The organism is Dyadobacter sp. CY347 (genome assembly GCF_021502655.1).
Taxonomy (GTDB): domain Bacteria; phylum Bacteroidota; class Bacteroidia; order Cytophagales; family Spirosomataceae; genus Dyadobacter.
Genome location: NZ_JAKFFT010000009.1, coordinates 67,396 through 91,623 on the forward strand (window position 1 = coordinate 67,396; position 24,228 = coordinate 91,623).

Below are 24,228 nucleotides of genomic sequence, written 5' to 3' on the forward strand. Positions count from 1 at the left end.
ATATTGGAATAGGCGTGTTCCGGCGGCACGCTTTTATTGTTATTTGGTGTAATTGCATTTTCAAACTTTACAATCCAACTAACACACCGCCTCTATGCAACATTACGATGCCATAGTAATCGGTTCCGGACAAGCCGGAACTCCTCTTTCCAAAAAATTAGCCGAATCCGGTTTAAAAACAGCATTAATAGAAAAAAGATGGGTAGGCGGCACTTGCGTGAACGACGGCTGCTCACCTACCAAGGCCATGATCGCTTCGGCAAAAGCAGCCTGGTCTGTTTACCACAACAAGAGCCTGGGCGTGATCACAGATCATTTTTATCTGGATTTCTCAGCCATCATCAAACGCAAGGACGACATTGTGCATCGCATGCGCGGCAATTCTGAAAAGGGAATTAAAGAAACCGAAAATCTGGATCTGCACTACGGCACCGCCACTTTCTCCGGTCCGAAGGAAATCACAGTAACATTGAATGAGGGCGGGACTGTTGTTCTCACCGCGGATAAATTTTTTATCAATACAGGAGAAAAGCCATCGATTCCAAAGATCGAAGGCATTGAAAACATAGATTACCTGACTTCCACGACCATTATGGAGCTGGATAGCATTCCTGAACATTTACTTGTGCTCGGCAGCGGCTACATCGGGTTGGAATTCGGGCAAATGTTCAAGCGGTTTGGCAGTAAAGTGACGATTATAGAGCCCTCAGAGCGGATCCTGAAAAAGGAAGATGCCGATATTGCGGAAGAAGTTGTAAAGGTTTTGAAAGAAGAAGGCATTCAAATTCTCACAAATACCAAAGCCAAATCGATCGTTAAACAAGGTGAAAGCATTGAGGTTGCAATTGAGGCAAATGGAAAAGAAACATCACTTGAATGCTCGCATATTCTCGTGGCAACGGGCAGGAAGCCGCAAACCAAAGATCTTGGCCTGGACAAAACGGGCGTAGACGTTGATGAAAAGGGTTATATCAAAGTCAACGACAAGCTGGAAACTTCGGCTGCGGACATTTATGCATTAGGCGACGTGAAAGGCGGACCGGCATTTACACACATTTCCTACGACGATTACCGCATTATCAGCGAGAATGTTATAAACAAGGGTAATGCATCTAAAAAGGAAAGGCTTGTCCCCTACTGCATGTTCATCGATCCGCAACTAGGGCGTGTGGGCATGACGGAGCAGGAAGCACGCGAGCAAGGGCTGGACATTCTGGTAGCGACGATGAAAAATGAAAGTGTGGCGAGATCGATTGAAACCGGTGATGAACGCGGCATGATGAAAGCCGTGATCGATGCCAAGACCAAACAGATCCTGGGCGCGTCGGTGCTGGCTGAACAAGGCGGTGAAATTGTTACTATTTTGCAAATGGCAATGATGGGTAATGTAACTTACGACCGCATTATGAACGGCGTATTTGCACACCCGACCTATGCAGAGTCGCTGAATAACCTTTTCATGTCGCTGGAAAAATAACCTATGATCACTGCCGAACACATCACCAAAGTTTTTCATGATATCAAGGCAGTGGATGATATTTCTTTTGAAGTAAAAGAAGGCGAAACCATGGTTTTGCTAGGCACCAGCGGATGTGGAAAAACCACAACATTGAAAATGCTAAACCGCCTGATCGACGCATCGAGCGGTTATATTTCCATTCACGGCAAAAATATTTTTGAGCAGCAACCCGAAATTTTGCGACGTACAATCGGCTACGTTTCCCAGAGCAATGGCCTTTTCCCGCATTATTCGGTTGAAGAAAATGTGTCGGTTGTTCCAAAACTATTGAAATGGGATCAGGCAAAATCCCGAAAACGGGCGCAGGAATTGCTGGATCAGTTGAAACTGCCGCTGGAAGAGTATGGCCACAAATATCCGGATGAGCTGAGTGGTGGTCAGCAGCAGCGTGTTGCCATTGCACGTGCGCTCATTTCCAATCCCCCCGTCTTGCTGATGGACGAGCCATTTGGGGCGTTGGACCCGATCACGCGCGCGGGTGTGCGAAAGGAGTTTCTGGAATTGCCGGAACTTAAACAGAAGACCATTGTCCTCGTCACACACGATGTGCAGGAAGCTTTCGAGCTGGGCGATCACATTTGTCTGATGGATAAGGGTAAAATTGTGCAGACAGGCACTGCAAAAGAATTGATTTTGAAGCCTGCCAATGCATTCGTCAGCACTTTCTTTGATCACCAACGGCTTTTTCTCGAACTGAGCGCGCTCACATTTCAGGATATCTGGAACCTTGCTAATGATACAGGTATGAATGTTCAAGAGAATGCTGATAGAACATTTAGTGATCATATGGATGCCAAAACAAGCTTGTGGGCGGGAATGGAAATGCTTTCGAAGTCTGGTAATGCGCAGTTAAATGTGCGTAACAATGCTGACGGCACATCGAAAACATTTACAACCGCGACCATTCAGGAAGCTTACAAAAATTTAAAACAGCGGATTTGATGGAAGTGCAGCAAAGCTTGTGGGAATTCATGGCGCAGCAATCCGATAAACTCTGGAGCCAGACGCTCGCGCACATCGGGCTGACCTGCATCTCCCTCCTGATTGCCGTCGTGATAGGACTTCCACTCGGCATCTGGATCGCGCAACGGAATAAGGCGGCGTGGCTTGTGCTGGGTATTGCGGGCGTGCTGCAAACCATTCCCAGCATCGCGCTGCTAGGATTTATGATCCCATTGCTGGGCATAGGCGCGCTTCCGGCTATTACGGCGCTCTTTTTATATGCTTTGCTTCCCATTATTAGGAACACTTACACCGGCATCCGCGGCGTAAATCCGGCTGTTACCGAATCGGCTCGGGGAATGGGCATGAGCCGCTGGCAGGTTTTGTTCAATGTGGAGCTTCCGCTGGCTATGCCGGTCATCCTTGCTGGGGTCCGCACGGCGACGGTGATTAATGTGGGCGTTGCTACACTGGCGGCTTACATTGCGGCGGGCGGCTTGGGCGAATTTATTTTCGGTGGCATCGCGCTGAACAACTCCAACATGATCCTCGCCGGTGCGATCCCTGCGGCATTGCTGGCCATATTTTTTGATTTGCTGCTTTCATTGGTCCAAAAAGCGAATGTCAGGAAAATGCGCAAAGTTTCTGTCGTTATGCCTGTTCTGCTGCTTTTGCTATCCTCATTTTACATTTTTCCTTATGCCGATGCCAAAGTCCTTGGCGGCTTCACACCCGAATTCATGGGCCGGGAAGATGGTTATCTGGGTTTGAAATCGAAATACAAACTGGACATGCCGACTGTCGTCATCAGTGATGCAGTAATGTACAAGGCCGCATATGAGAAAAAAATCGATGTGATCAGCGGTTACAGCACCGACGGGCGGCTTAAAGCGTACGATCTCATTACACTGGAAGACGACAAACGTATTTTCCCACCCTATTTTGCCTCTCCATTGGTTAGAAAAGAGGTTTTAATTAAATATCCTGAACTGGAAAATGCATTAAATCTCTTGTCCGGAAAGATCAACGATTCAATCATGACGGATTTAAATTACAGGGTGGATTATCTTAAACAAAGCCCGGAAAAAGTGGCGCAGGATTTTATTTTGGCCCAAAATCTTTACAAAAAACCCCGAAACGGAAACAAAGGCATTATCCGGCTGGGCTCCAAGATCTTTGCAGAACAATACATTCTGATCAACATGTACAAAGCGTTGATCAAAGGAAATACGGATTTAAAAGTTGAAACAAAAACAGGACTTGGCGGAACGAAGATTTGCTTTGATGCATTAACCAATAATGAAATCGATATGTATCCGGAATACACCGGAACAGGGCTTTTGGTGATTTTGAAACCGTCCAAAAATGACCTGGCGGCGCTCTCGGGCAGCCGCGAAAAGGTTTTCAATTATGTCCGGAAAGGTTTTGACGAACAGTACAACCTGCAATGGCTCACACCGATCGGTTTCAATAATGCCTATGCGTTAATGATGCGTAAAGAACAGGCACAATCCTTGAATATAAGAACTATTACAGATTTAAAAGATTATGTATCCACTGACAACCACCGCCATTAGTGAAGCATACAATCGTGTCAGGCAACATTCAGAAACGATATGCGAACCGCTTGAAACCGAAGACTATGTGCCGCAGCCCGTTCCGTTTGTAAGTCCGCCAAAGTGGCACCTGGCGCATTCAACGTGGTTTTTTGAAACATTCATCCTCAAACCGTTTCATCCTGGTTACCAGGTTTTTGACAACGATTACAACTATCTCTTTAATAGTTATTATAACAATGTCGGCGAACGCACCTTGCGCACCGACAGGGGAAATGTTACACGGCCTACGACTAAAAATGTGTACGCTTACCGGCAACATGTGGATCGTCATATGTCCGACCTGCTCGAAACATTGACCGATCCCGATGCATTGACGCTGGTGGAACTTGGCATGCATCACGAGCAGCAGCATCAGGAGTTGCTGGTTACCGACATTAAATATATTCTGGGGCATAACCCGTTGTTTCCGGTTTACAAATCGGGCCATAACCTTGTTGGTGACATCAATACGGAATCTGGTTTTGCAAGAATTTCAGAGGGCGTTTACGAAGTAGGATTCAGTGGCGACGGCTTCTGCTTTGATAATGAACTGGGCAGGCATAAAGTGTATCTCCATGACTTTGAAATCTCCAAAACGCTGGTTACCAATGCAGAATACATACAATTTATGGAAGCAGGCGGTTATCAGGATTTCAATTTGTGGCTGGATGCCGGCTGGTCTTGGGTGAATGAACAGGCGATTGATTCCCCTATGTACTGGCATAAAATAAAAGGTGTTTGGCATTATTATACATTGGATGGACTACAAAAAGTAAATCCGGAAGCCATATTGAGCCACATTAACCTTTATGAGGCTTCGGCTTTTGCACAATGGAAAGGCATGCGGTTGCCGACCGAATTTGAATGGGAAATCGCGTCGGAACATTTGAATTGGGGCAAGCGCTGGGAATGGACAAACAGTGCCTATCTCCCCTATCCCGGCTTTTCCAAGGCTCCCGGTGCAGTGGGTGAATACAACGGAAAGTTCATGATCAACCAAATGGTCCTGCGCGGAGCTTCCATTGCAACTTCCCCAGAGCATAGCCGTAAAACTTACCGCAACTTTTTTCACGCACATGAGCGCTGGCAATATACCGGCATCAGGCTGGTGAAGTAATTGAATTAACACAATATTATGTCGGACAATACATTCGCAAAAGATATACACAAGGGCCTCTCGGAGCCATCGAAGCACATTTCTTCCAAATATTTTTATGATGACATCGGCAGCGGCATTTTCCAGGACATTATGAAAATGCCGGAATATTACCCTACTGCCTGTGAATTTGAAATTTTGTCACTGCAAGGGAATCAGATCATTGAAAAGCTGAACTTTGATCAGCCTTTTAATATCGTGGAATTTGGCGCTGGCGATGGCATAAAGACGCGCCAATTGCTCAAAACGCTTGTTGACAAAGGTGTGCAATTCTCATACGTGCCCATTGACATTTCAAAAAAGGCGATCGAAGAGCTTGAAGCCAACATGCTCGACCATTTGCCTGATTTACAGATCAAACCAATGATCGGAAACTACTTTTCCATGATCGAGGAACTGGCTTCTTCCGAAACGCCAAGTTTGTTCCTGTTCCTAGGAGGCAATATTGGAAATTATGAAAAAGATGAGGTGAATGATCTGCTGACCAGCTTTAACCAAAGCATGAAACCAGGAGATAAGCTGCTCACCGGCTTCGATTTACAGAAAAATCCTGCAACAATCCGCTACGCCTATGACGATCCGCAGGGCATTACCAAGGCGTTTAATATGAATCTGCTCCACCGGATCAACCGCGAGCTGGGCGGCAACATTAAAACCAACCAGTTTGATTTTTACTCCCATTATAACCCAATCAACGGCGAGGTGAGAAGTTATCTCGTCAGTCTGGTTGCGCAGAAAATCCATTTGCAACGCCTGGATAAATGCTATGACTTCGAGCAAAACGAGCTGATTCGCACAGAGTTATCCAAAAAATATACATTAAAAGAAATTGAAGGAACCGCTGAGAAAAATGGCTTCCAGGTCCTGGAACATTTCCTGGATTGCAAGCATTATTTCACGGATAGTCTTTGGGTGAAATAGTTTGTCGCTTCACCTTAAAATATATCTCGCAATGAAGATTGAGATCAATGAAAGAGAATCGCTCGACACTCGGAATCCCCGGTTGTATAATTTACTAGAATATAATAAAAACCCTTATCAAATTTTTCTATGTTAATCTCATTATGATTCAGTAGTTTAGCCGGTGTTACAATTCCATTAGAACCGAGAATATTAATATCCTTAATCGTTAAATTGTTCTTTGTCTCAATTGTAAGTTTCGAGCTTGCTGGATTCGGGAAAATTTTTAGTTCCTTGTTATCAATTCCATCCTCAAAATAAATATACTGGATGCTGCTAAAAGTAAATTTGCTATCTACATCAACCATTTTTAAACGGTACAAATTACTTTTCATAGGAAGATTATCCACAAACACGTAATTAATTGCCGAGTCCGAGTTGCTTATTGCTGGAATGGATCCAATTTGATGCCATTCCTTTCCATTATCACTTCTCTGTATTTCAAAATAATCGCTATTGTCTTCGAAGGATGTTTGCCAGCGAAGATATACCGACTCAGCCTCTTTTTCTGCAAGAAATTTTTCTAGTTTAACTGGCAGCGCATCATCATTCATATACCTGGCTACTGCAAAATCATAGTCATTTCCAAATTTTGCATAACCTCCAACAATAACTTTACCGTTTTTCTGAATTGCTACGCTAGTTCCTAAATCCCAATCATTGTAGAAGTCGGTAGTAACCTTACCATTTAAACCAAAAGAGTTATCCAAAGTTCCGTTTGCAAGATAGCGGACTAGCGCAAAATTCAGTGGGGAACCGTCGGTAAGAGCGGTAAATCCGGCTGCAATAATCTTCTGATCTGGTTGTACCAATAGGCAATTACCAACATCGTTAGTGTTGTCGAATGTAGTAATTACCATTCCATTATCTCCAAAATTTCCATCAAGAACTCCATCGTCATTATATCTCAGTAGTGCAATTTCATCATTACCGCCGCTTGTGAGACTCGCTTTACCAAGTAGAAGTATTTTTCCACCACCATCAACAGCAACAGACTTCCCTATTGAATGAGCTCCAATTAACGTCTCAACACTTCCCATATTTCCAAAAGTTGGGTCCATGGTTCCGTCAGGTAATAATCGTATTAGCAAGAAGGCCTCGGTATAAGTATTATTAACAAGTTGATGGTATTCAGTGTAACCCCCTGCTAAAATCTTACCATCACTTTGAATTACGAGGCCATTAATTGACTGGAAAAGCCCGGATTCACTGATACTACAAACAGCTTTACCACTGGTACCAAAACTAGTATTCAGACTGCCATTTTGGTCGTAACAAGCAAATGCCGCATCCATTTCAAAAAAATAGATCTCTTCAGTCGATCCGCCAGCAAGGATATTTCCGTTGGGAAGAAAAGCAAGCGAATTCACTTTGTCATCTTTACCAGCAAAATCAGTTAAGACTAATCCACCACTACCAAAAGTCAGATCTCGTTTTCCAGCGGATGTGTATCGCATAATAACAAAATCATAATTACCTCCACTCCATGCATATCCTGCAACAACTATTTTACCGTCCGGTTGTAACAGTCCTGCCTGAGCGTGAGCTTCGTCATAATTTAAATGTGTTTCTACAAACCCGTTAACTCCAAAGCTTTGATCTATTGATCCATCTGTTTTATATCTTACCAATGAGAAATAACCCTGATAAGAGCCTGACGAGGAAGAACCAATCACAATGACTTTGCCGTCGGGCTGGATTAGGGTGGCACAAGCAAGGTTGTTGACATCGTTTATGTCAGTGACAATTTTCCCTCCTTGCCCAAATGACATATCAAGTGAACCGGGCTGAGCGTTGCTACGCCCTATGAGACATAAAAATGTGACAACGAGAACTGGAAAGTGTTTAGTCATTGGGAATGTTTTAAAAATTGATTGGCTAATATAATGTCCAATGCAACCTGCAACATGCATGACTTTTCCTGGGGCAAGAATGAATTATTTAAAGGCGGACTCGCAACTAGTAAACAAAGTTGCTAGGGTAATATCATCGTCAACGACCTCTCTGCTGACTAAGAATAATTATTCGGATGCAGGCAGCTTTGCCAGTATTCAAAGATGATCCTGATCCGCTTTTTCAGGTCTTCGAAGCTGTTTTCCTTTTTAAAAAATCCTTGGATTGTAGCGTCATACGCTACGGAAATGATGTGGGGATTATCGGCTGTGCTTAAAAAAATGAATGGGATCGACTTCTTTTTCAGATACTCATTCTGCTCGATGCGCTGACGGAGTTCCAGCCCATTCATGACCGGCATGTTGATATCGCACAGGATGACGAACGGCTGCTCTGTAGTGGTTTCAAGAAAAAGTAGTGCTTCTAACCCGTTGGAAAAGAAAATAATGGGATTTGGGATTTGTAACTCCTCTACGACGCTTTTGAGCAAAAACTGATCATCGGAATCGTCTTCAATCAATATGATAGGCCCTTTTACTGACATTACAGGGATTTTAGTTCTGGTTCCTATCTGTAAATATCACATTTATTCAAACGAATACCTATTCCAACGCCAATTTGGAATAATTCGGCTTCCGAAGGTTTTCCTTCAATTTGCGCAGGCGCTTCCATGTGGACGCGCCCGCGACGATGTCTGAAATAAAACAGCTTTGAGCTGCATTAATGCCTGCCTGACAAAAGGTTGAATATCAAAGGTTCATCCCACCCGAGGCTTCGATGCGCTGAGCATTGATCCAGCGGGCCCCATCAGTGCAAAGGAATGCAACGACTGCGCCAATGTCCTGTGGCTCACCTACCCTGCCCAATGCGGTAATGGAATTTACATGGGCTTCCAGTCCCTCGTGAGCAGCAAATGCTCTTTCCGTGAAATCGGTGTGAATAATGCCTGGCGCAACCATATTAACGGTAATGCCTCTGTGACCCAACTCTTTAGCCAAGTATTTGGTCAGCACTTCGATTGCACCCTTCATGGAGGCATAAGCGGCATAACCTGGTGTCACAAAGCGTGTTAATCCGGTTGACAGGTTGATTATGCGTCCGTTATCTGCTATGTAAGGCAATGCTTTCTGAGTCAGGAAGTAAACACCTTTGAAATGCACATTCATTAATGCATCAAAGTCCTCTTCGGTTGTATCAGCAAATTGGGAATTGGCATCGATGCCTGCATTGTTGATCAGGAAATCGAAAGTTTTGCGGTTCCAGTTGGTTTCCAGAACTGTTTGAAGGTCACTGAAAAAAGTATCAAAGTTTTTTGTGTTAGCCGTATCCAGCTGCATGGCAACCGATTTCCTGCCCAATGATTCAATGCTCTTCACAACTTCAAGCGCTTCCTGTTCCTTGCTGCGATAGATGACAATGATGTCGTTTCCCTGTTGAGCCAGATTAAGCGCCATATTTTTTCCTAATCCTCTGCTGGCGCCCGTGATCAATGCTATTTTATTACCTTGTTCCATATGGTTTGTTTTTTGATTTTGATGAAACAAAAGTATGCCGTGCGACAAAAAGAATTCTGTCTGTTTCAAATCAAAACTTACGAAAATCAAATCTTATGCCCTAAAAGCGCGTGGACTCAGTGCAGTGTGTTTCTTGAAGAGATTATTAAAATGCGAAGGTTCCTCAAATCCGAGGCTATATGCGATCTCGGAAATATTCCAGTCTGTGTGTTTGAGCAAAATCTTGGATTCCTTGATAATGCGCTCAATGATGAGTTCGGTGGTAGTTTTGCCCGTTACGAGCTTCAACACCTTGTTCAGATAGTTCACATGGATTGCCAGCTGATCCGCGTAATCCTTCGCCGAACGGAACAAGAGTTTTTGATGGGGCGGTTCAATGGGAAACTGGCGTTCGAGCAGTTCGATAAACAGGGAAGAAACGCGCTTATGCGCATTGGTTTCGTTAAAAAGGCCGGTTGCCGGCTGCAATTTCTGTCCGCTATGGATCAGTTCGAGCACATAATTGCGCAACAGATCATATTTAAACGCGTAGTCAGAAGAAACTTCTCTGAACATTTTGTTAAAAATGTGCGTCACGTCTCCGATCTGCTCATCATTCAGAAAAAAAACAGGAACATTCCCTGGCTTAAAAACGGGCAGGTCTTTTAACAAAATCCCGCTGTTGTTCTGGGTTAGAAAATCTTCCGAAAAAATGCAGAATATCCCGGATTGCTTGTCATCGAGCGGCTCCCAGTTATAGGGAATCTGCGGCGTAGCAAATAGCAGCGCATTATGCTCGATATCAATGACTTTGTCAGCATACTCGGCGCGGTTTCTACCAAGGATCAGACTGATCTTATAATATGCCCTGCGGTTATAAGGCACTGTTTTTGGCTTGGAATCCCTGAAAAGATCCTCTGTTCTGAAAATGTTGAAATGACCGATCTCCTTCTGGACCGGTTCGGGGATCAGCTGTGAAGTGTCTTTGTAAAATTCCGGGATTGAAGTCGGTTTGTCCATAAACAAAGTTACAAAATTCAATCCCGGAATTTCAAGGCTTAATTGTATTCAACGAACGATTCGTCCTTATAACACCAAAGCCACTGTTCTCCCGGCTCGGCTGAGCTGGCAACGGGATGGCCTGTGTGGTGATAGTGCTTGGTCATATGCTTGGCGGGCGAGCTGTCGCAGCATAAGGTTGCTCCGCAAGTCTGGCAGGTGCGCAGATGCAGCCATCTTCCATAGACTTTTACACATTCCTCGCATTCGTATGCCGCCGCTTTTTTAATATCAGTAATCTCGCTGATGTGTTGACAAACCTGCTCCATTATACTTCACTTAAATATTGATGAACAAAACTAATCGACATAGAACCTTCCCCGACTGCCGAGGTGACCCGGTTCATTGCGCCCGCGCGCACATCGCCCGCCGCAAAAATACCGGGAGAGCTCGTTTCGAGCAAGTAAGGGTCACGCTGCATTTTCCATACCTGACGGAAGCTTTCGTGACTTTTCATATCACGGCCGGTTTCGATAAAACCTTTATTGTTTTTAATGATCTGTAAACCAACCCAGTCCGTGTACGGCCGCGCCCCGATGAAAATGAATAACGCATCGGCAGGAACGTCGCGCTCTTCCGAAGAATTGAGATCAACCAGCCTCAAACTTTCCAGATGATCATCCCCTTTTGCTTCCACGATTTCAGTGCAGCCCAGGATCGATACATTCTCGGTGTTTTTGATCTGGTCAATGAGGTAGGACGACATGGATGACGTCAGATCGTCTTTGCGGACAATAATGTAAACGTTTTTTGCAAATTTGGATAAATACATCGCCGCCTGGCCCGCAGAATTGCCTCCTCCGAGCACATATACGTCCTTATTTCCGCAAGAACTGGCTTCCGTGCTCGCGGCGCCATAGTAAATGCCTTTGCCTGTGAATTCCGAAATTCCCTTCGTTTCCAACTTCCGGTAATCAACGCCGGTCGTGATCACCACCGCTCTCGCATTGATTTCTGTCCCGTCTTCGAGGACAATGGTTTTGTACTGATCTTTTAATTTAATCTCCTTCACGGATTGTGGCGAAAGGAATTCTGTTCCAAAACGCGTGGCTTGCGTAATGGCCCGTCTTGTCAATTCCGAACCGCTTAAACCGGCTGGAAAACCCAGATAATTTTCAATACGAGAACTCGTACCCGCCTGACCACCAGGTGCTTTGCGCTCGATCAGTAAAGTACTTAAACCTTCGGACGCACCATAAACAGAGGCAGCCAGCCCAGCCGGACCCGCGCCAATAATAACCACATCATAAACCTGCAATTTCACCTTCGCATTCAACCCGATATGGGAAGCTACATCCAACAAGGAAGGCGTTCTCAGGATCGTTCCGTCGTCAAATATGACTGTTGGAAAATCGGTCGGGCACAATCCATTTGTTTTGATGATCTGTTTACCAGCATCATTTGTACTTGCGTCCATCCATTGATACGGAACCAGATTACCCGCTAGAAAATCCTTGATCTCGTGAGACTTAGGCGAAAATTGATAACCTATCACTTTAATGCCGGTGAAGTCGGGCCGGTAATTTGCCTGCCAGTCGTGCAGCAGTTCGTCGATGGCCGGATAGAGCTTTTCTTCCGGCGGATCCCAGGGTTTCATCAAATAATAGTCCAGCTGCACATCGTTGATCGCCTTAATGGCTGCATCCGTGTCCGAGTAAGCGGTCAGTAAAACCCTTTTTGCAAACGGAAAGATAACCATGGCCTTTTCCAGGAAATCCACGCCCTGCATTTCCGGCATCCGCTGGTCGGAGACAAATATGGCCACTTCCTCGCCTTTATTTTGAAGTTCTACCAGGCTTTCCATCGCTTCGCTAACAGAGGAAGTGCTCAGCACCCGGTATCTATCCCTATATTGGGCTTTCAGGTCGCGGCTGATGGCCCGCAAAACCTGTGGATCGTCGTCAATTGAAAATATAATGGGCAAACCCATAGTAAGATTGCTGTTAAAGGGTAAAGAAATCTAAATTAACTATTGATAGGAAAACAAACTAAAAATTCCGTCTTACCGGGTCCGCTATGCAGCGTTACCGAGCCATGATGCTGTTTGATAATGCGAATGACCACATCCAGCCCCAATCCCGTCCCTTTCCCAACTGACTTTGTCGTAAAGAACGGATCGAAGATTCTGTTCTTTATCTCTGCCGGGACCCCAGGACCATTGTCACAAATGGAAACCTTCACAAATTCCTTATCATGATGTGTAATGATCCGCAATTCAGGATCGGGCTGATTTTCCAGTGCATCTATCGCATTGTCGATCAGGTTCGTCCAGACTTGATTAAGCTCGCCGACCATCACCTTAACATGTGGTAGGGTAAGGTCAAACTCTTCTGTAACTTTAATATTAGCCTTTTTCAACTTATAGTTCAGCATCGTGAGCGTATTTTTGATGCCGACGTGAATGTCTATCACCTCTTTTTCTCCGCCCCTGTCCATGTGCGTGAAGGTCTTCACCGATCCGACAAGGTCAGCGATCCTTTTGGATGCTTCCTGAATGTCCGCCACCATCCGCTCAGTGGTCAGGTTATTATTGATCCAAAGCAGGATCGGCGAAAAATCGTCCTTATTGATTTTGCTTTTGAGTTCTTCCAGATCGTCCTCGGTGATGCCAAATTCTACAATATTTTCCGCAATATCGTCGCATTCCCCAATGCTGTTCACATCCAGCCAGTCCAAGATCTGATCCTCGCGCTCGGAACGCTGCATCATACTCAGCACGGGCCGGTCTTTGGTGGCCATGATTTGGAGCATTTTAGCATTGATGAGCTCAATTTCTTCGGGAGAAAGGTGAATAGAGATCAGTTTCTTAAATGCGCCCGGTTGTAATAAAAGGTGTTTTTTTAACGAAACAGAACCCCTTACAATGGCAGCAGCGGGATTATTCAGCTCATGCGCAAGGCCGGCCGACAGCTTTCCAAGTGCCATCATTTTTTCATTCTGCTGTTCCAATTCCGTGAATTCACGAACCCGCGACGTCATCACGATCACCAGCGCCTGCGTAAGCTCATAATGTGAAACGATCAATTCACGCATCAGCTCCACCGGAAACGTCATAATCTGCGTCAATTCCGTGCATTGGCCATAAGCCACGCCTACTTTTCCTCTCGAAAATGGCAATGATCCCGTAACCGTTCCGGGAAGGAGTTCGGCAATAAATAGTTTTGCATTGTTTTGAATGCGGTACAATTCGATACGGCCCGAAATGATGACATGGGTGCCGCTCAATGGTTCGCCGGGCGTTGTCATAAACTCCCCTTCCGGCAATTCGTAATGTTTACTTCTGTCGATCATCCATTGCAGCTGATCATCAGGCACATCCTGGAAAACCTTGATGGCTTTCAGGTCTCCGACTGTAATATCCTTCATACATTTAGGGCTTGGCGTAACTCAATGTCCCAATTTCGAAATAATTGAGGATTTGAAGGACATTTTTTTACGCAAACCTGCCGAATTTGAATGTGAAGTTAGGCGTGGCTTCCTAGGCGGCCCCGCCTAGGCGGCCCCGCCCGACACAATGCGGTTGTACAACTTGTATTCGGGAAATCCGCTTATGTGCTCCGCGAGGCTGATCTCAACCCAGTCGCGGTTTGCCTGATGCACAAAAACACCATTACAGGCCGGAAAAAGTGATTTCAGGATGTCCATGGATGCTTCTTCCATATGAATTTCTTCATGTCCTAGCTCGCCGGAGTGATAGTAGCCCCTGCAAAGCCCCATCGAAGTTTCGAATTCGATCTTCACCAAGCTGCCTGAAAGCTCCTCCTGCATACTTTCGACAATGATCTCTTCGCGAAGGTCTTCCGCAGTTCCCAATGTTTCCTCTTGTTCGCCGAGAATATCAATAACGCTCATCATAAATTGAGTTGGTTCGTAGCGATCAGACAAAAAACCATTCCTGCCAGCAGCTCACTGTCAAGTCGGTATGATTATTTTATTTAGTCATTCCCACATCATCGCGTTACCACCAAGATCATGAGCCTGACCAAATACAACGAAAAACGTTCCTTTGAAAAAACACCGGAACCAAAAGGCGGCAAAGCCGATTCGGAAGAACTCATTTTTGTGATCCAGAAACATCACGCTTCCAGGTTGCATTATGATTTCAGGTTGGAAATGGATGGTGTTTTGAAAAGCTGGGCCGTTCCCAAAGGTCCTTCACTCGACCCGGCAACGAAGCGGCTGGCCATGATGGTGGAAGACCATCCTTATGATTACAAGGATTTTGAAGGGATCATTCCAAAGGGCAATTACGGCGCTGGAACTGTAATGGTTTGGGATGAAGGCACGTATGAGCCGCTGGAAGAAGCCAAAACAAAAAAGGAGAAGGAAAAAATACTGCTTAAAGAATTGGCCTCCGGCTCAGTGAAGATCAGGATGAAGGGTAAGAAGCTGAAAGGAGAATTTGCTTTGGTCAAAACAAAAGGAATGTCGGAAAACTCCTGGCTGCTCATAAAGCACCGGGATAAATTTGCTTCGGAAACGGACATTACCAAAAAAGACAAGTCGGTTATTTCCAATAAAACGCTGGATGGAATAAAAGCAACCACAGATAACATTTACGGAGAATCAAAAGACGATCAGAAAAAAGACGATAAAGAAAAGAGCGATAAGACCAAAAAGAAGAAGGAAGACGAAGAACCCCCGATGGATGACATTGTGCCCATGCTTGCCACGCTGGTGGACGGCCCTTTCGATGACCCGGGATGGGAATATGAGGTAAAGTGGGATGGTTACCGTGCCATTGCCTATATGAATAAAGGGATTACGGAGCTGAAATCACGTAACAAGAAGTCTTTCAATGACAAGTTTTATTCAATTTACGAAGGGCTCTGCGATTGGAAAATAAATGCCGTGCTGGACGGAGAAGTCGTTGTGATCAATGAAAAGGGCCATTCAGATTTTGGCGCATTGCAGAACTGGCGCAGCGAAGCGGATGGAGAATTGATTTACTATGTGTTTGATATTCTGTGGTATGAAGGCAAAAATTTAATGCATCTGCCTCTTACCGAGCGGAAAGCCATTTTACAAAGCATTGTTACTGAGGATAGTCCGGTTAGGATCGGTTACAGCATCGCTTCGGAAGGAATTGCCTTTTTCGAAGCGGCAAGAGAAATGGGACTGGAAGGAATCATTGCCAAGCGCTCTGACAGTCCGTATAAGGCTGGTTTGCGGACTAATGATTGGCTCAAAATCAAAGTTAACAAGCGCCAGGAAGTCATTATTGCCGGTTATACCCGCAATGCAGGCACGTCGAAGCATTTCAGCGCGCTGTTACTGGCTGCTTACGATCAGGGAGTTTTGCAGTATGTTGGAAAGGTAGGAACTGGTTTTAAAGACAAACAGCAAAAGGAAATGCTGGAACTGTTCAAGCCTTTGGAAACGGAAGACAGCCCGTTTGAGGAAACGCCCGATTACAACAAACCTTCCCGTTTCAGACCAAACCCGCCCAAAGCCAATGCAACCTGGCTCAAACCCGAGCTTGTTTGTGAAGTAAGCTTTACAGAAGTCACATCCGACGGCGTATTCCGGCATCCGTCGTTTGAAGGCATGCGAGAGGACAAAAAAGCCAAGGATGTGGTGCGGGAAGTTGAGCAACCGACGGAGAGCGTGGTTGAAGACGAGAAAGAACCTGAGAAAAAGGCTGCCAAGAAACCCGAAAAGAAGGATGAGATCATCGCCAAACCTGCGAAGTCAAAACGCAAGACATTACTGAACCCCACCGACGAAACGCAGGTCAGGAAGATCAATGGTAATGAGGTGAAATTTTCAAACCTGAGCAAGATTTTCTGGCACCAGGAAAAAATAACGAAGCGGGAACTGATCAATTATTATTATCAGATTGCGCCTTTCATGCTGCCCTATCTTGAAAAAAGACCTCTTTCACTAAACCGCTATCCGAACGGGATCGACGGCAAAAGTTTTTACCAGAAAGACGTTACGGGCAAGGTGCCGGCCTGGGTTGAAACATTCCCCTACACGTCCAATGATGAAGAGCAGGAAAAAAACTTCATGATCTGCAATGATGAAGCCGCCTTGCTGTATATGGCTAACCTGGGCTGCATCGATATGAACCCCTGGAACAGCCGCACCGACAAGCCGGACAATCCAGACTGGTGCCTGCTCGACCTGGATCCCGACACCACCAACACATTCGAACAAGTCATTGAGACCGCGCTGGCGATCAAGCAGTTGCTGGACTCACTCGGCATTGAAGGCTATTGCAAAACTTCGGGCTCTACGGGACTGCATATTTACATTCCGCTGGGCGCGAAATATTCTTATGACCAATGCCAGCTTTTTGCGCAATGGATTGCCAGCCAGGTGCAGCAAGAACTATCCAGCTTCACGAGCATTGAGCGGATGACGAAAAACCGCAAAGGAAAATTGTACATTGACTATTTGCAAAACAGGCCCAAGGCAACTCTGGCCGCGCCATACTCGGTAAGGCCCAAACCAGGCGCTACGGTTTCGATGCCATTGCATTGGGAAGAAGTAAAAATAGGCCTGCAACTGCGCGATTTCACCATTCTGAATGCAATGGACCGATTGCAAAATGAGGGAGATCTTTTCAAACCTGTGCTGGGCAAAGGGATTGATCTGGAAGCGGCGATCGCGAAAATTGAATCTGAAACCAAAGGATAACGTTTCATTTCATGCCTGCGTGAACGTCCACACCTTGTAACCGGGAAAATATCTGTAAAAACGGGCTGTTCAGATTATGTTTATTTGATAATTTGGATATATATTGTGAATATACTCTGCGTTTACCTCCATTTTAAACCCGAATAACTAAATTCAGAAGCATGGATTTAAGCTTGGTTAATGGACTGGTCGACGAAAAGCTCCGGAAAGACGCGCAGGCCAATGCCCGTTCGGGAAGCTGGGAGGATCGCTTCGAGTCACTCGTGCAGACTGTCGATGGGATTGTCTGGGAAGCGGATATTGCTACATTAGAATTCTCCTTTGTCAGCGATCAGGCCGTTCGCATCCTCGGTTTCTCTCCCGAAGAATGGGTAAAGTCAAAAAATTTCTGGCAAGAACACATTCACCCCGACGACCGGGAATTGGCGATCGGCTATTGTCACCGCAATATCAGGGACGGGAAAAACCACATTTTCGATTATCGGATGATTTCAGCAACGGGCGACATCGTCTGGCTGAAAGACATTGTTTCCATCATCAAAACGAATGGTGTGCCGACGCTTCTGCGCGGTGTAATGGTGGACGTTACCGAAAACAAACGCTTTGAAATCCTCGAACAATTAGAGAAAAAGATCCTTGCATTGAATTCTGACGGGGAACGATCACTGCAACAAGTGCTTTCTGAATATTTGCTGGGCATTGAACAGATTTACCCACGAATGAAATGCTCCATCGTCGGCGTTGTCGATAACAAGCTGACAAACTGGTCGTCGCCCAGTTTACCTGCCGCCTATATCAGCTCGATCAATGGATTGGAAATCGGATATGAATGCGGTTCTTGCGGCACTGCTGCCTACCTGAAAGAAAAGGTGATCGCAAGTGACATTGAACATGATCCAGTCTGGACGAAATACAAACATCTTGCGCTTCCGCATCACCTCCTATCGTGCTGGTCCCATCCTATCCTGGATTCTGACGGTAATGTTACCGCAACTTTTGCCATTTATTACGACCATATCAAAACGCCCAACGAGGATGAACTGAATGTGATAGACCGGGCGGTTGCAATTTTAACGGTGATCCTTGAAAACAGAAAAAATTCTGAGATCATAATTTCCAACATGTTACGGCAGAAGGAAGAAGAACGCAAACTGCGGGAAATTGCGTTCATGCAGTCGCACGTGGTGCGTGCCCCACTGGCCCGGCTCATGGGCATCGTGGACCTGATCAAAAACTACGAGCACAGCGATATTGAAAAAAACGAACTCCTGGATCACCTGCTCATGTCAGCCAAAGAACTGGACAATGTGATCCGTGACATTGCCAGAAAAACAGGAGAAACGAACATTTAGAAGCCCAGCCGAACCCCGATTGCCAAGTTCACAATGTCTGACGGTCGCAAATAGCCCGTATTTTGGACATAACTGATCAGCAACAGATCGTAAGTTCCCAGCTCATAATACATTTCCAATGACCGCTGGCGATTTTTAAATGTCAGATCCTTGCCGACTTTACCTCCGATATATGCACCCGACCGAAAAGAGGTCGCCCACCAGTAATAGCCGACGGGATAGTGAGAAGGAAGCTTTGTATCAAACTGAGTTCCAAATGTATAGCTCAGATAGAACCCGAGCGAGAATGGTTTGATATAATAATCGCTTTTAACCGGAATACTCCATGGCGAATAGGTGGTTTTCAGCGTCGTGGTCACCAGGGCATCCCCGCCAAACTTTTGGGGCAAAAACCCGAAAAGCAAATCCGTTTCCAATGTTCTGTTTTTCGAAATGTAGCCCGGCCCGCCCGATAAGAAACCAATGTTACCGGCGAACTGCAGTTTGATATGATCGGGAAGAAACCATTTGCGACTGGCATCCACGTCATCGCGGATCTGTGCAGAAGTGAAAAGCGGTGTAAAGAGGATGAGTAGTAAAATTATTTTTCTCATAGCGCTTAATATTCAATTCGTTCTGCTTTATAACCGCCTTTCCAGGTCGTTAAAAGCCAATATCCGCGCTCTCCCATCGCAGTAGTGAGATAATAATGCACGCCGTCATTGTAAAACTCGCCGTCTTTAAATGTGTGCTGGTGACCGTAAAGTGTAAATTTCACATTCTTATCATTGGCCAGCAGGCCCGAATAATCGTCCTGCAAATTCGGGTCAAAATCTCCGTCGAAAGGCGGGATATGCGCCACGACGATCGCATTCTTATTTTCAGGATTGTCGGCCAGTTGCGATTGCAGCCAGTTAATGTCAGGAACTTCGCCGTTGAAGACGTATTCCCTGGAATTTGTATTGATGAAAATAAATTTGTTATGCCCATACTCGAACGAGTAGTTCATAGGGCCATAAATTTTTTGGTAAGCAGCAGGACCGTTTGCTACAAGGTCGTGATTCCCGATGACCGTCAGATATGGGCAATTAAGCTTCACCATAATCTTGTTCACCCACTTGAATTCCTGCGAAAGGCCAAAATCGGAAATGTCCCCGGCATGCACGACAAATGCAACGTCTTTCTGACTGTTGGCACTTTTTACAAAAGCATCTGTCTCGTCATACCAGCGCTGCGTGTCACCCATGAGGATAAACCTGACTGTATCCTTCAATGGAATCGCCTGGATGCGATCAATGTTCTTTTGATTTAAATTGGTCTCGTTCTCCTTAAAAATAACCTGATTGGGATTGTACTGAAATACGCCTTCGCAAGCTGTTAAAGTCATTCCCCAAATCAGCAGAAGTGCTTTTGGAAAATTTTTCAATGTATGGCTAATTTAATTTGCTAATTGATGCAGGCCGTTGCAGCCTGTCTTGTAACCGGGAACCAATGCTTATAATTCCCACAAAAGCAGGCTTTTTTCCCAAAAACAGCATTTTTCAGAGGGCACGATTATTGCAATGTTGCTTTTGACCTTACAATAAAAATTATGAAAATTAAGACCATCCAGACACTAGCGTTGCTAGGACTCCTCTCTATTGCAATGCCACTGACCGCTCAGGTCGTATCCAAGGATTCCTTGAACACCTTGAAAGAGCAAAAGGAGAACATTGAATTGAATAAAAAATTAAATGAGCGCAAAACGGAGCTCGCGAAGCTTGAAAATGAACTTGAAGGCGCAACAAGGGATGTTGAAAAAACCGCTGAGCAGGCGCAACAGTCAGCCGATGACAACCGGAAGAATGCGGAAAAACTAGGTGGCGATCCGCAGGACAAAAAGCTCGCGCGCCGTGCAGGAAATAGCGCAAGCGGAGCCCGAAAAGATGCAAAGCGCGCCAGAAAAGCCGCAGATCATCTGGATGATTTGAGAAAAGATATTGAATCATTAAAGAGAAAGATCGCTGATGACGAAGCCAAGTTGGCGAACATGCCAGGCTGATCTTCTTCGAGGTAATCACATGATCCTCTTCTTTTTAGCGGGTGTATCCAATATTTTGGGTACCCCCTTTTTTTGTGATTCCGCGGCATGCTTTTTTAACAAGACGGCTTAAATCAACAAACAAAATCATGGCTACTACAACAGCAAAATCAGATACAAAAAAATCAGAATCAAAAACCGCAACGAAGTCCGCACCGAAAGCTGCTGCTAAGTCGGATGCTAAAAAAACAACGGGCTCGGCCGCTAAGAGCACTGCGGATAAGGCACCTGCGAAAACGGCCGCCAAAACTGATTCAAAAACAGATTCAAAGAAGACCGCAACTTCGGCAAAAGGCTCAGCAGACAAAGCTGCGACTAAGGCGCCGGCAAAAACTGCTTCGAAAACCGCTTCAAAAACGCCTTCAAAGAGCACTGCGAAGAAAGACAGCGATTCCGATTCCAAATCGAACACGACAACCGACCATGAAGAAATTCGCGCATGGGTAGAGCAGCGGGGTGGAAAACCAGCAATGGTAAAAGGCACAAGCAAGAAAAAATCTGATGCTGGAATATTAAGGATCGACTTCCCTGGATACTCAGGAAAAGACACATTGGAGGAGATCGGTTGGGACGAATTCTTTGAAAAGTTCGACGAAGGAAACTTGCAATTCCTTTATCAAACGGAAACCGCGGACGGAAAAGAAAGCCGTTTCAGCAAGTTTATCTCAAAATAGACTGGCCAAATAACAATGAAAAGCCGTGCATTCAGCATGGCTTTTTTTTTGATCAACTAAAAATACTTTTAATAATAATTATACATTAAAACAATATGCAAAGTATCTAATATATGTAAATTGGATGGTCATTAAAAACAGCAAACATAATCCGATAATTCGGCGGAAACATTATTTTTGGTGCGGCAACACTAGCCAAATCCAACCTGCGAATGATCCGGGAATTTATTAATAAGCACAAACCGACAATTCTTTACGGCATATCCCTGGCCCTGCTGCTATTTCTGTTGAAGTGGCTCGAACTTCGGTTTATCATTATCAATCACATTTTCGAAATTTACGCAGGAGCAATCGCTTTGCTCTTCACAGGCCTGGGCATCTGGATCGCCATGAAACTGACCAAACCAAAGGTTGAAACGGTTGTGATAGAAAGGGAAGTTTTGGTTGAAAAGAAGCATTTTCAATTCAACGAGCAACAGCAGGCCCAGCTCGGATTGAGCAAAAGAGAACTTGAAGTCTTAAACCTGATTGCAGAAGGCCTGAGCAACCAGGAAATTGCCGGGCAGCTTTTTGTCTCCCTCAACACGATCAAAACACATTCTTCCAAATTATTCGAAAAGATGGAAGTCAAGAGTCGCACGCAGGCTGTCGAGAAAGCCAAACGGCTGAGCCTCATTCCCTAGCGACAAATCATACTTTGGTGTGAAAAAGTCTTTACAATGGTAAAATCACCCAAAAGTATGAGTTAATTTAGCGACCTACTCTTCAATTTTGCTGCATAACCAAACCAAACGATCGCGTTATGAGAAAAATAATCCTTGTTTGCGGCATCATTGCCGGGATAATTGTTTCAGTGTTTATGGTATCGTCCATCGCAGTCTGTTATTCAAGCAATAACTTTGAAGGGAACATGTTGCTGGGCTATGCGGCAATGCTCCTTTCCTTTTCATTGATTTTTGTGGGTGTCCGCAATTTCCGGGACAAATACAATGGCGGTTTTGTCTCATTCGGCAAAGCATTCCAGATCGGCCTTTACATTTCATTAATAGCATCCACAATTTATGTGATGGTCTGGCTCATAGACTATTACTTTTTCGTTCCCGAATTTATGGATCGCTATTCCACGCATGTCATGCGCGAATTACAGCAAGAAGGAGCAACGGCTCAGGAAATACAGGCTGAATCCGTGAAAATGGATGGTTACCGTGAAATGTATAAGAATCCGCTCATGGTCATTTTGTTCACTTACTTTGAAATCCTGCCCGTTGGACTTATTGTATCACTCCTGTGCGCATTGATCCTGAAAAAGAAACCAACGCAATCGCTTCCAGCGGCTTGATTTTGCATTTTATAAAATATTAACCAATCGATAAGCAAATGAAAATTATTGTAACAAGTGTGATGGTCAATGACCAGGAGAAGGCCAGGCAATTTTATACTGAAAAACTGGGCTTTACGATAAAAAACGAAATCCCGCTCGGAGAATACAAATGGCTAACGGTCGTATCGCCGGAAGATGCTCACAATGTGGAATTGCTGCTGGAACCGACCGCGTTTGGTCCGGCGCAAGTTTACCAGAAAGCACTGTTTGATGCGAAGATCCCCGCGACCATGTTTGGGGTCGATGATATCAGCGAAAGTTATGACAAGCTGGTGAAACTTGGGGTAATGTTCACCGGGGAGCCCAAAACAATGGGTAATGTTACTATTGCAGTGTTTGATGACACCTGCGGAAACCTGATTCAAATCGCCGAGCAACATTAAGTGAAGCACATTCGGCGTTAGAACAAATTGGGATAGCTTTTATCTTTTTGTATCCCAAAATAAATATAGTGTGCGTATAGGTGAAAAATAGTGTGTGTACCAGAACTTTTATAAGCCGTTACAAATAAACGTTAATAGAATTTTGTTCTCAAAGCCGATGATTGACTGGCAGGGTTCAGTTAGCGATCGGTAAATTGAAGGGGTAAATGTCGGTTTTGTACAAGTTTTCGAATGCTTCCTGCTATTACATTTACTGACGTCGAGCCTCTAAGGCTTATTTATCTCTGTTTTGCAACAAAAATGTACTACATATGAAGCCAATCATCAGGGAATCAACCCTTAAAAAGTACATTAAGAACATTTGGGTCCTGGAAAATCATGACATTGAGAAAACGGACCACTCGCTAAAATTCTTCGCCGACGGGTGTTCAGGGCTCATGTTCCAACAAACCGAGTCGGGTGTTTATATTGGTGATAAAGCGCTGTCCAGCTTTCTGTTATATGGCCAGACGGTCAAACCGATTGAAATGAAATGCTCAGGCAGCTACAAAATGATCGTGTTCGTGTTATATCCTTATGCCATTCACGCGCTGTTTGGCATCAATGCCTGTGAATTAACCGACACTTGCCTCGATATGCTAAGTTATTCCTCCGATTCAAATGGAGTCGAGGAAAATTTACGGAAAGCAGTTACGACCGAAGAGCAAGTGAGCTTAATGGAAGCATTTCTGCTGAAACAGGCCAGCGCTGCAAATGCCGACCAGCAAATACAAAATATGACGATGTTCATGATGAATTCGAACGGCACATATTCCATCAAGGATTTGCAGCAAAAAACCGAAATGTCTGAACGTACATTTGAAAGAAAATTTGCCACCCAGGTTGGCGTGCCTCCGAAATTATTTTCCAAAATCGTTCGCTTCCATTCTTCCATCCGGCAAATGGATAAAGGCAAATACGAAAAACTGTCGGACGTCGCCTATGAAAACGGTTATGCAGATCAGTCCCATTTTGTCCGGAACTTCAAGGAATTCACGAGCATTACGCCGCGCGCTTACAAATCGAAAAAATCAAAAGAAAAAAAGCCGGTTGACGGTTCTGTTCAATTTTAGGCTTT

23 protein-coding genes are annotated in these 24,228 nt (G+C 44.9%); 13 read left to right on the forward strand and 10 right to left on the reverse strand.

Annotated features, from left to right (window positions below; genetic code table 11):
- Nucleotides 1–94 precede the first annotated feature (94 nt).
- Genes L0659_RS21145 through L0659_RS21165 form a run of 5 tightly spaced genes read left to right on the forward strand, consistent with a single transcriptional unit; the run spans nucleotide 95 to nucleotide 6,136 of the window.
- The gene (locus tag L0659_RS21145) at nucleotides 95–1,477 is read left to right on the forward strand and encodes a mercuric reductase (RefSeq protein ID WP_235128572.1); all 1,383 of its coding nucleotides are present in this window, start codon (nucleotides 95–97) and stop codon (nucleotides 1,475–1,477) included.
- A gap of 3 nt (nucleotides 1,478–1,480) precedes the next feature.
- Complete coding sequence (locus L0659_RS21150; protein WP_310590709.1) at nucleotides 1,481–2,461, forward strand: ATP-binding cassette domain-containing protein; 981 nt, start codon at nucleotides 1,481–1,483, stop codon at nucleotides 2,459–2,461.
- Entirely contained in the window at nucleotides 2,461–4,038 is a 1,578-nt protein-coding gene (locus tag L0659_RS21155) for an ABC transporter permease/substrate-binding protein (RefSeq protein WP_235128573.1), read from the forward strand. Before L0659_RS21150 ends, L0659_RS21155 begins: the two co-directional genes overlap by 1 nt.
- The gene (gene egtB / locus L0659_RS21160; RefSeq protein ID WP_235128574.1) at nucleotides 4,010–5,176 is read left to right on the forward strand and encodes an ergothioneine biosynthesis protein EgtB; all 1,167 of its coding nucleotides are present in this window, start codon (nucleotides 4,010–4,012) and stop codon (nucleotides 5,174–5,176) included. Before L0659_RS21155 ends, egtB begins: the two co-directional genes overlap by 29 nt.
- An 18-nt stretch (nucleotides 5,177–5,194) precedes the next feature.
- On the forward strand, nucleotides 5,195–6,136 hold the full coding sequence (locus tag L0659_RS21165) for an L-histidine N(alpha)-methyltransferase (RefSeq protein WP_235128575.1): 942 nt from the start codon (nucleotides 5,195–5,197) through the stop codon (nucleotides 6,134–6,136).
- A 44-nt stretch (nucleotides 6,137–6,180) separates the two neighbouring features.
- Here L0659_RS21165 and L0659_RS21170 read toward each other — a convergent pair whose 3' ends face one another.
- The 8 genes from L0659_RS21170 to L0659_RS21205 form a co-directional block, all read right to left on the reverse strand.
- Complete coding sequence (locus L0659_RS21170) at nucleotides 6,181–8,028, reverse strand: T9SS type A sorting domain-containing protein (protein WP_235128576.1); 1,848 nt, start codon at nucleotides 8,026–8,028, stop codon at nucleotides 6,181–6,183.
- Between the two features lie 158 nt (nucleotides 8,029–8,186).
- Nucleotides 8,187–8,612, reverse strand: coding sequence for a response regulator (locus tag L0659_RS21175; RefSeq protein WP_235128577.1), 426 nt, complete (start codon nucleotides 8,610–8,612; stop codon nucleotides 8,187–8,189).
- A 205-nt stretch (nucleotides 8,613–8,817) separates the two neighbouring features.
- Nucleotides 8,818–9,582 (reverse strand): SDR family NAD(P)-dependent oxidoreductase, encoded by a 765-nt coding sequence (locus L0659_RS21180; protein WP_235128578.1) that lies wholly within the window; start codon nucleotides 9,580–9,582, stop codon nucleotides 8,818–8,820.
- Between the two features lie 93 nt (nucleotides 9,583–9,675).
- Nucleotides 9,676–10,581, reverse strand: coding sequence for an AraC family transcriptional regulator (locus tag L0659_RS21185; RefSeq protein ID WP_235128579.1), 906 nt, complete (start codon nucleotides 10,579–10,581; stop codon nucleotides 9,676–9,678).
- A 38-nt stretch (nucleotides 10,582–10,619) separates the two neighbouring features.
- Nucleotides 10,620–10,889 (reverse strand): UBP-type zinc finger domain-containing protein, encoded by a 270-nt coding sequence (locus L0659_RS21190; RefSeq protein ID WP_235128580.1) that lies wholly within the window; start codon nucleotides 10,887–10,889, stop codon nucleotides 10,620–10,622.
- Nucleotides 10,889–12,550 (reverse strand): response regulator, encoded by a 1,662-nt coding sequence (locus L0659_RS21195; protein WP_235128581.1) that lies wholly within the window; start codon nucleotides 12,548–12,550, stop codon nucleotides 10,889–10,891. Before L0659_RS21195 ends, L0659_RS21190 begins: the two co-directional genes overlap by 1 nt.
- 35 nt (nucleotides 12,551–12,585) lie before the next feature.
- A complete protein-coding gene (locus L0659_RS21200; protein ID WP_235128582.1) occupies nucleotides 12,586–13,986 on the reverse strand; it encodes an ATP-binding protein in 1,401 nt (466 codons plus the stop codon).
- 126 nt (nucleotides 13,987–14,112) lie between these two features.
- The gene (locus tag L0659_RS21205; protein ID WP_235128583.1) at nucleotides 14,113–14,475 is read right to left on the reverse strand and encodes a hypothetical protein; all 363 of its coding nucleotides are present in this window, start codon (nucleotides 14,473–14,475) and stop codon (nucleotides 14,113–14,115) included.
- 117 nt (nucleotides 14,476–14,592) lie between these two features.
- On the opposite strand from L0659_RS21205, the gene ligD reads away from it, so the two are divergent.
- Together ligD and L0659_RS21215 are read left to right on the forward strand one after the other, a co-directional pair.
- Nucleotides 14,593–17,262, forward strand: coding sequence for a DNA ligase D (ligD, locus tag L0659_RS21210; protein ID WP_235128584.1), 2,670 nt, complete (start codon nucleotides 14,593–14,595; stop codon nucleotides 17,260–17,262).
- 161 nt (nucleotides 17,263–17,423) lie between these two features.
- A complete protein-coding gene (locus L0659_RS21215; protein ID WP_235128585.1) occupies nucleotides 17,424–18,614 on the forward strand; it encodes a PAS domain-containing protein in 1,191 nt (396 codons plus the stop codon).
- On the opposite strand, the gene L0659_RS21220 is transcribed toward L0659_RS21215, so the two are convergent.
- Together L0659_RS21220 and L0659_RS21225 are read right to left on the reverse strand one after the other, a co-directional pair.
- Nucleotides 18,611–19,207, reverse strand: coding sequence for a hypothetical protein (locus tag L0659_RS21220; RefSeq protein ID WP_235128586.1), 597 nt, complete (start codon nucleotides 19,205–19,207; stop codon nucleotides 18,611–18,613). The genes L0659_RS21215 and L0659_RS21220 overlap by 4 nt on opposite strands.
- A gap of 5 nt (nucleotides 19,208–19,212) precedes the next feature.
- Nucleotides 19,213–20,019 carry a metallophosphoesterase gene (locus tag L0659_RS21225; RefSeq protein ID WP_235128587.1) on the reverse strand — a complete coding sequence of 269 codons (807 nt, stop codon included), beginning with the start codon at nucleotides 20,017–20,019 and terminating at the stop codon, nucleotides 19,213–19,215.
- A gap of 165 nt (nucleotides 20,020–20,184) precedes the next feature.
- On the opposite strand from L0659_RS21225, the gene L0659_RS21230 reads away from it, so the two are divergent.
- The 6 genes from L0659_RS21230 to L0659_RS21255 all read left to right on the forward strand — a co-directional run bounded on the left by L0659_RS21230 (nucleotide 20,185) and on the right by L0659_RS21255 (nucleotide 24,223).
- Entirely contained in the window at nucleotides 20,185–20,634 is a 450-nt protein-coding gene (locus L0659_RS21230) for a hypothetical protein (protein WP_235128588.1), read from the forward strand.
- A gap of 128 nt (nucleotides 20,635–20,762) precedes the next feature.
- Nucleotides 20,763–21,347: a hypothetical protein gene (locus tag L0659_RS21235; RefSeq protein ID WP_235128589.1), complete on the forward strand. Its 585-nt coding sequence runs from the start codon at nucleotides 20,763–20,765 to the stop codon at nucleotides 21,345–21,347.
- Nucleotides 21,348–21,559: 212 nt separating this feature from the next.
- Nucleotides 21,560–22,030 (forward strand): LuxR C-terminal-related transcriptional regulator, encoded by a 471-nt coding sequence (locus L0659_RS21240; protein WP_235128590.1) that lies wholly within the window; start codon nucleotides 21,560–21,562, stop codon nucleotides 22,028–22,030.
- Nucleotides 22,031–22,149: 119 nt separating this feature from the next.
- A complete protein-coding gene (locus L0659_RS21245) occupies nucleotides 22,150–22,686 on the forward strand; it encodes a DUF4199 domain-containing protein (protein WP_235128591.1) in 537 nt (178 codons plus the stop codon).
- Between the two features lie 38 nt (nucleotides 22,687–22,724).
- Nucleotides 22,725–23,111, forward strand: a complete 387-nt coding sequence (locus tag L0659_RS21250; protein WP_235128592.1) for a VOC family protein — start codon at nucleotides 22,725–22,727, stop codon at nucleotides 23,109–23,111.
- 311 nt (nucleotides 23,112–23,422) lie between these two features.
- Nucleotides 23,423–24,223, forward strand: coding sequence for a helix-turn-helix domain-containing protein (locus L0659_RS21255; RefSeq protein WP_235128593.1), 801 nt, complete (start codon nucleotides 23,423–23,425; stop codon nucleotides 24,221–24,223).
- Nucleotides 24,224–24,228: the final 5 nt, after the last annotated feature.

Excerpts from the sequence above, each read along its gene's own strand:
- L0659_RS21145 (WP_235128572.1), top strand. The coding sequence starts at position 95 with ATGCAACATTACGATGCCATAGTAATCGGTTCCGGACAAGCCGGAACT.
- L0659_RS21150 (WP_310590709.1), top strand. The coding sequence starts at position 1,481 with ATGATCACTGCCGAACACATCACCAAAGTTTTTCATGATATCAAGGCA.
- L0659_RS21155 (WP_235128573.1), top strand. The coding sequence starts at position 2,461 with ATGGAAGTGCAGCAAAGCTTGTGGGAATTCATGGCGCAGCAATCCGAT.
- egtB (WP_235128574.1), top strand. The coding sequence starts at position 4,010 with ATGTATCCACTGACAACCACCGCCATTAGTGAAGCATACAATCGTGTC.
- L0659_RS21165 (WP_235128575.1), top strand. The coding sequence starts at position 5,195 with ATGTCGGACAATACATTCGCAAAAGATATACACAAGGGCCTCTCGGAG.
- L0659_RS21170 (WP_235128576.1), bottom strand. The coding sequence starts at position 8,028 with ATGACTAAACACTTTCCAGTTCTCGTTGTCACATTTTTATGTCTCATA.
- L0659_RS21175 (WP_235128577.1), bottom strand. The coding sequence starts at position 8,612 with ATGTCAGTAAAAGGGCCTATCATATTGATTGAAGACGATTCCGATGAT.
- L0659_RS21180 (WP_235128578.1), bottom strand. The coding sequence starts at position 9,582 with ATGGAACAAGGTAATAAAATAGCATTGATCACGGGCGCCAGCAGAGGA.
- L0659_RS21185 (WP_235128579.1), bottom strand. The coding sequence starts at position 10,581 with ATGGACAAACCGACTTCAATCCCGGAATTTTACAAAGACACTTCACAG.
- L0659_RS21190 (WP_235128580.1), bottom strand. The coding sequence starts at position 10,889 with ATGGAGCAGGTTTGTCAACACATCAGCGAGATTACTGATATTAAAAAA.
- L0659_RS21195 (WP_235128581.1), bottom strand. The coding sequence starts at position 12,550 with ATGGGTTTGCCCATTATATTTTCAATTGACGACGATCCACAGGTTTTG.
- L0659_RS21200 (WP_235128582.1), bottom strand. The coding sequence starts at position 13,986 with ATGAAGGATATTACAGTCGGAGACCTGAAAGCCATCAAGGTTTTCCAG.
- L0659_RS21205 (WP_235128583.1), bottom strand. The coding sequence starts at position 14,475 with ATGATGAGCGTTATTGATATTCTCGGCGAACAAGAGGAAACATTGGGA.
- ligD (WP_235128584.1), top strand. The coding sequence starts at position 14,593 with ATGAGCCTGACCAAATACAACGAAAAACGTTCCTTTGAAAAAACACCG.
- L0659_RS21215 (WP_235128585.1), top strand. The coding sequence starts at position 17,424 with ATGGATTTAAGCTTGGTTAATGGACTGGTCGACGAAAAGCTCCGGAAA.
- L0659_RS21220 (WP_235128586.1), bottom strand. The coding sequence starts at position 19,207 with ATGAGAAAAATAATTTTACTACTCATCCTCTTTACACCGCTTTTCACT.
- L0659_RS21230 (WP_235128588.1), top strand. The coding sequence starts at position 20,185 with ATGAAAATTAAGACCATCCAGACACTAGCGTTGCTAGGACTCCTCTCT.
- L0659_RS21235 (WP_235128589.1), top strand. The coding sequence starts at position 20,763 with ATGGCTACTACAACAGCAAAATCAGATACAAAAAAATCAGAATCAAAA.
- L0659_RS21240 (WP_235128590.1), top strand. The coding sequence starts at position 21,560 with ATGATCCGGGAATTTATTAATAAGCACAAACCGACAATTCTTTACGGC.
- L0659_RS21245 (WP_235128591.1), top strand. The coding sequence starts at position 22,150 with ATGAGAAAAATAATCCTTGTTTGCGGCATCATTGCCGGGATAATTGTT.
- L0659_RS21250 (WP_235128592.1), top strand. The coding sequence starts at position 22,725 with ATGAAAATTATTGTAACAAGTGTGATGGTCAATGACCAGGAGAAGGCC.
- L0659_RS21255 (WP_235128593.1), top strand. The coding sequence starts at position 23,423 with ATGAAGCCAATCATCAGGGAATCAACCCTTAAAAAGTACATTAAGAAC.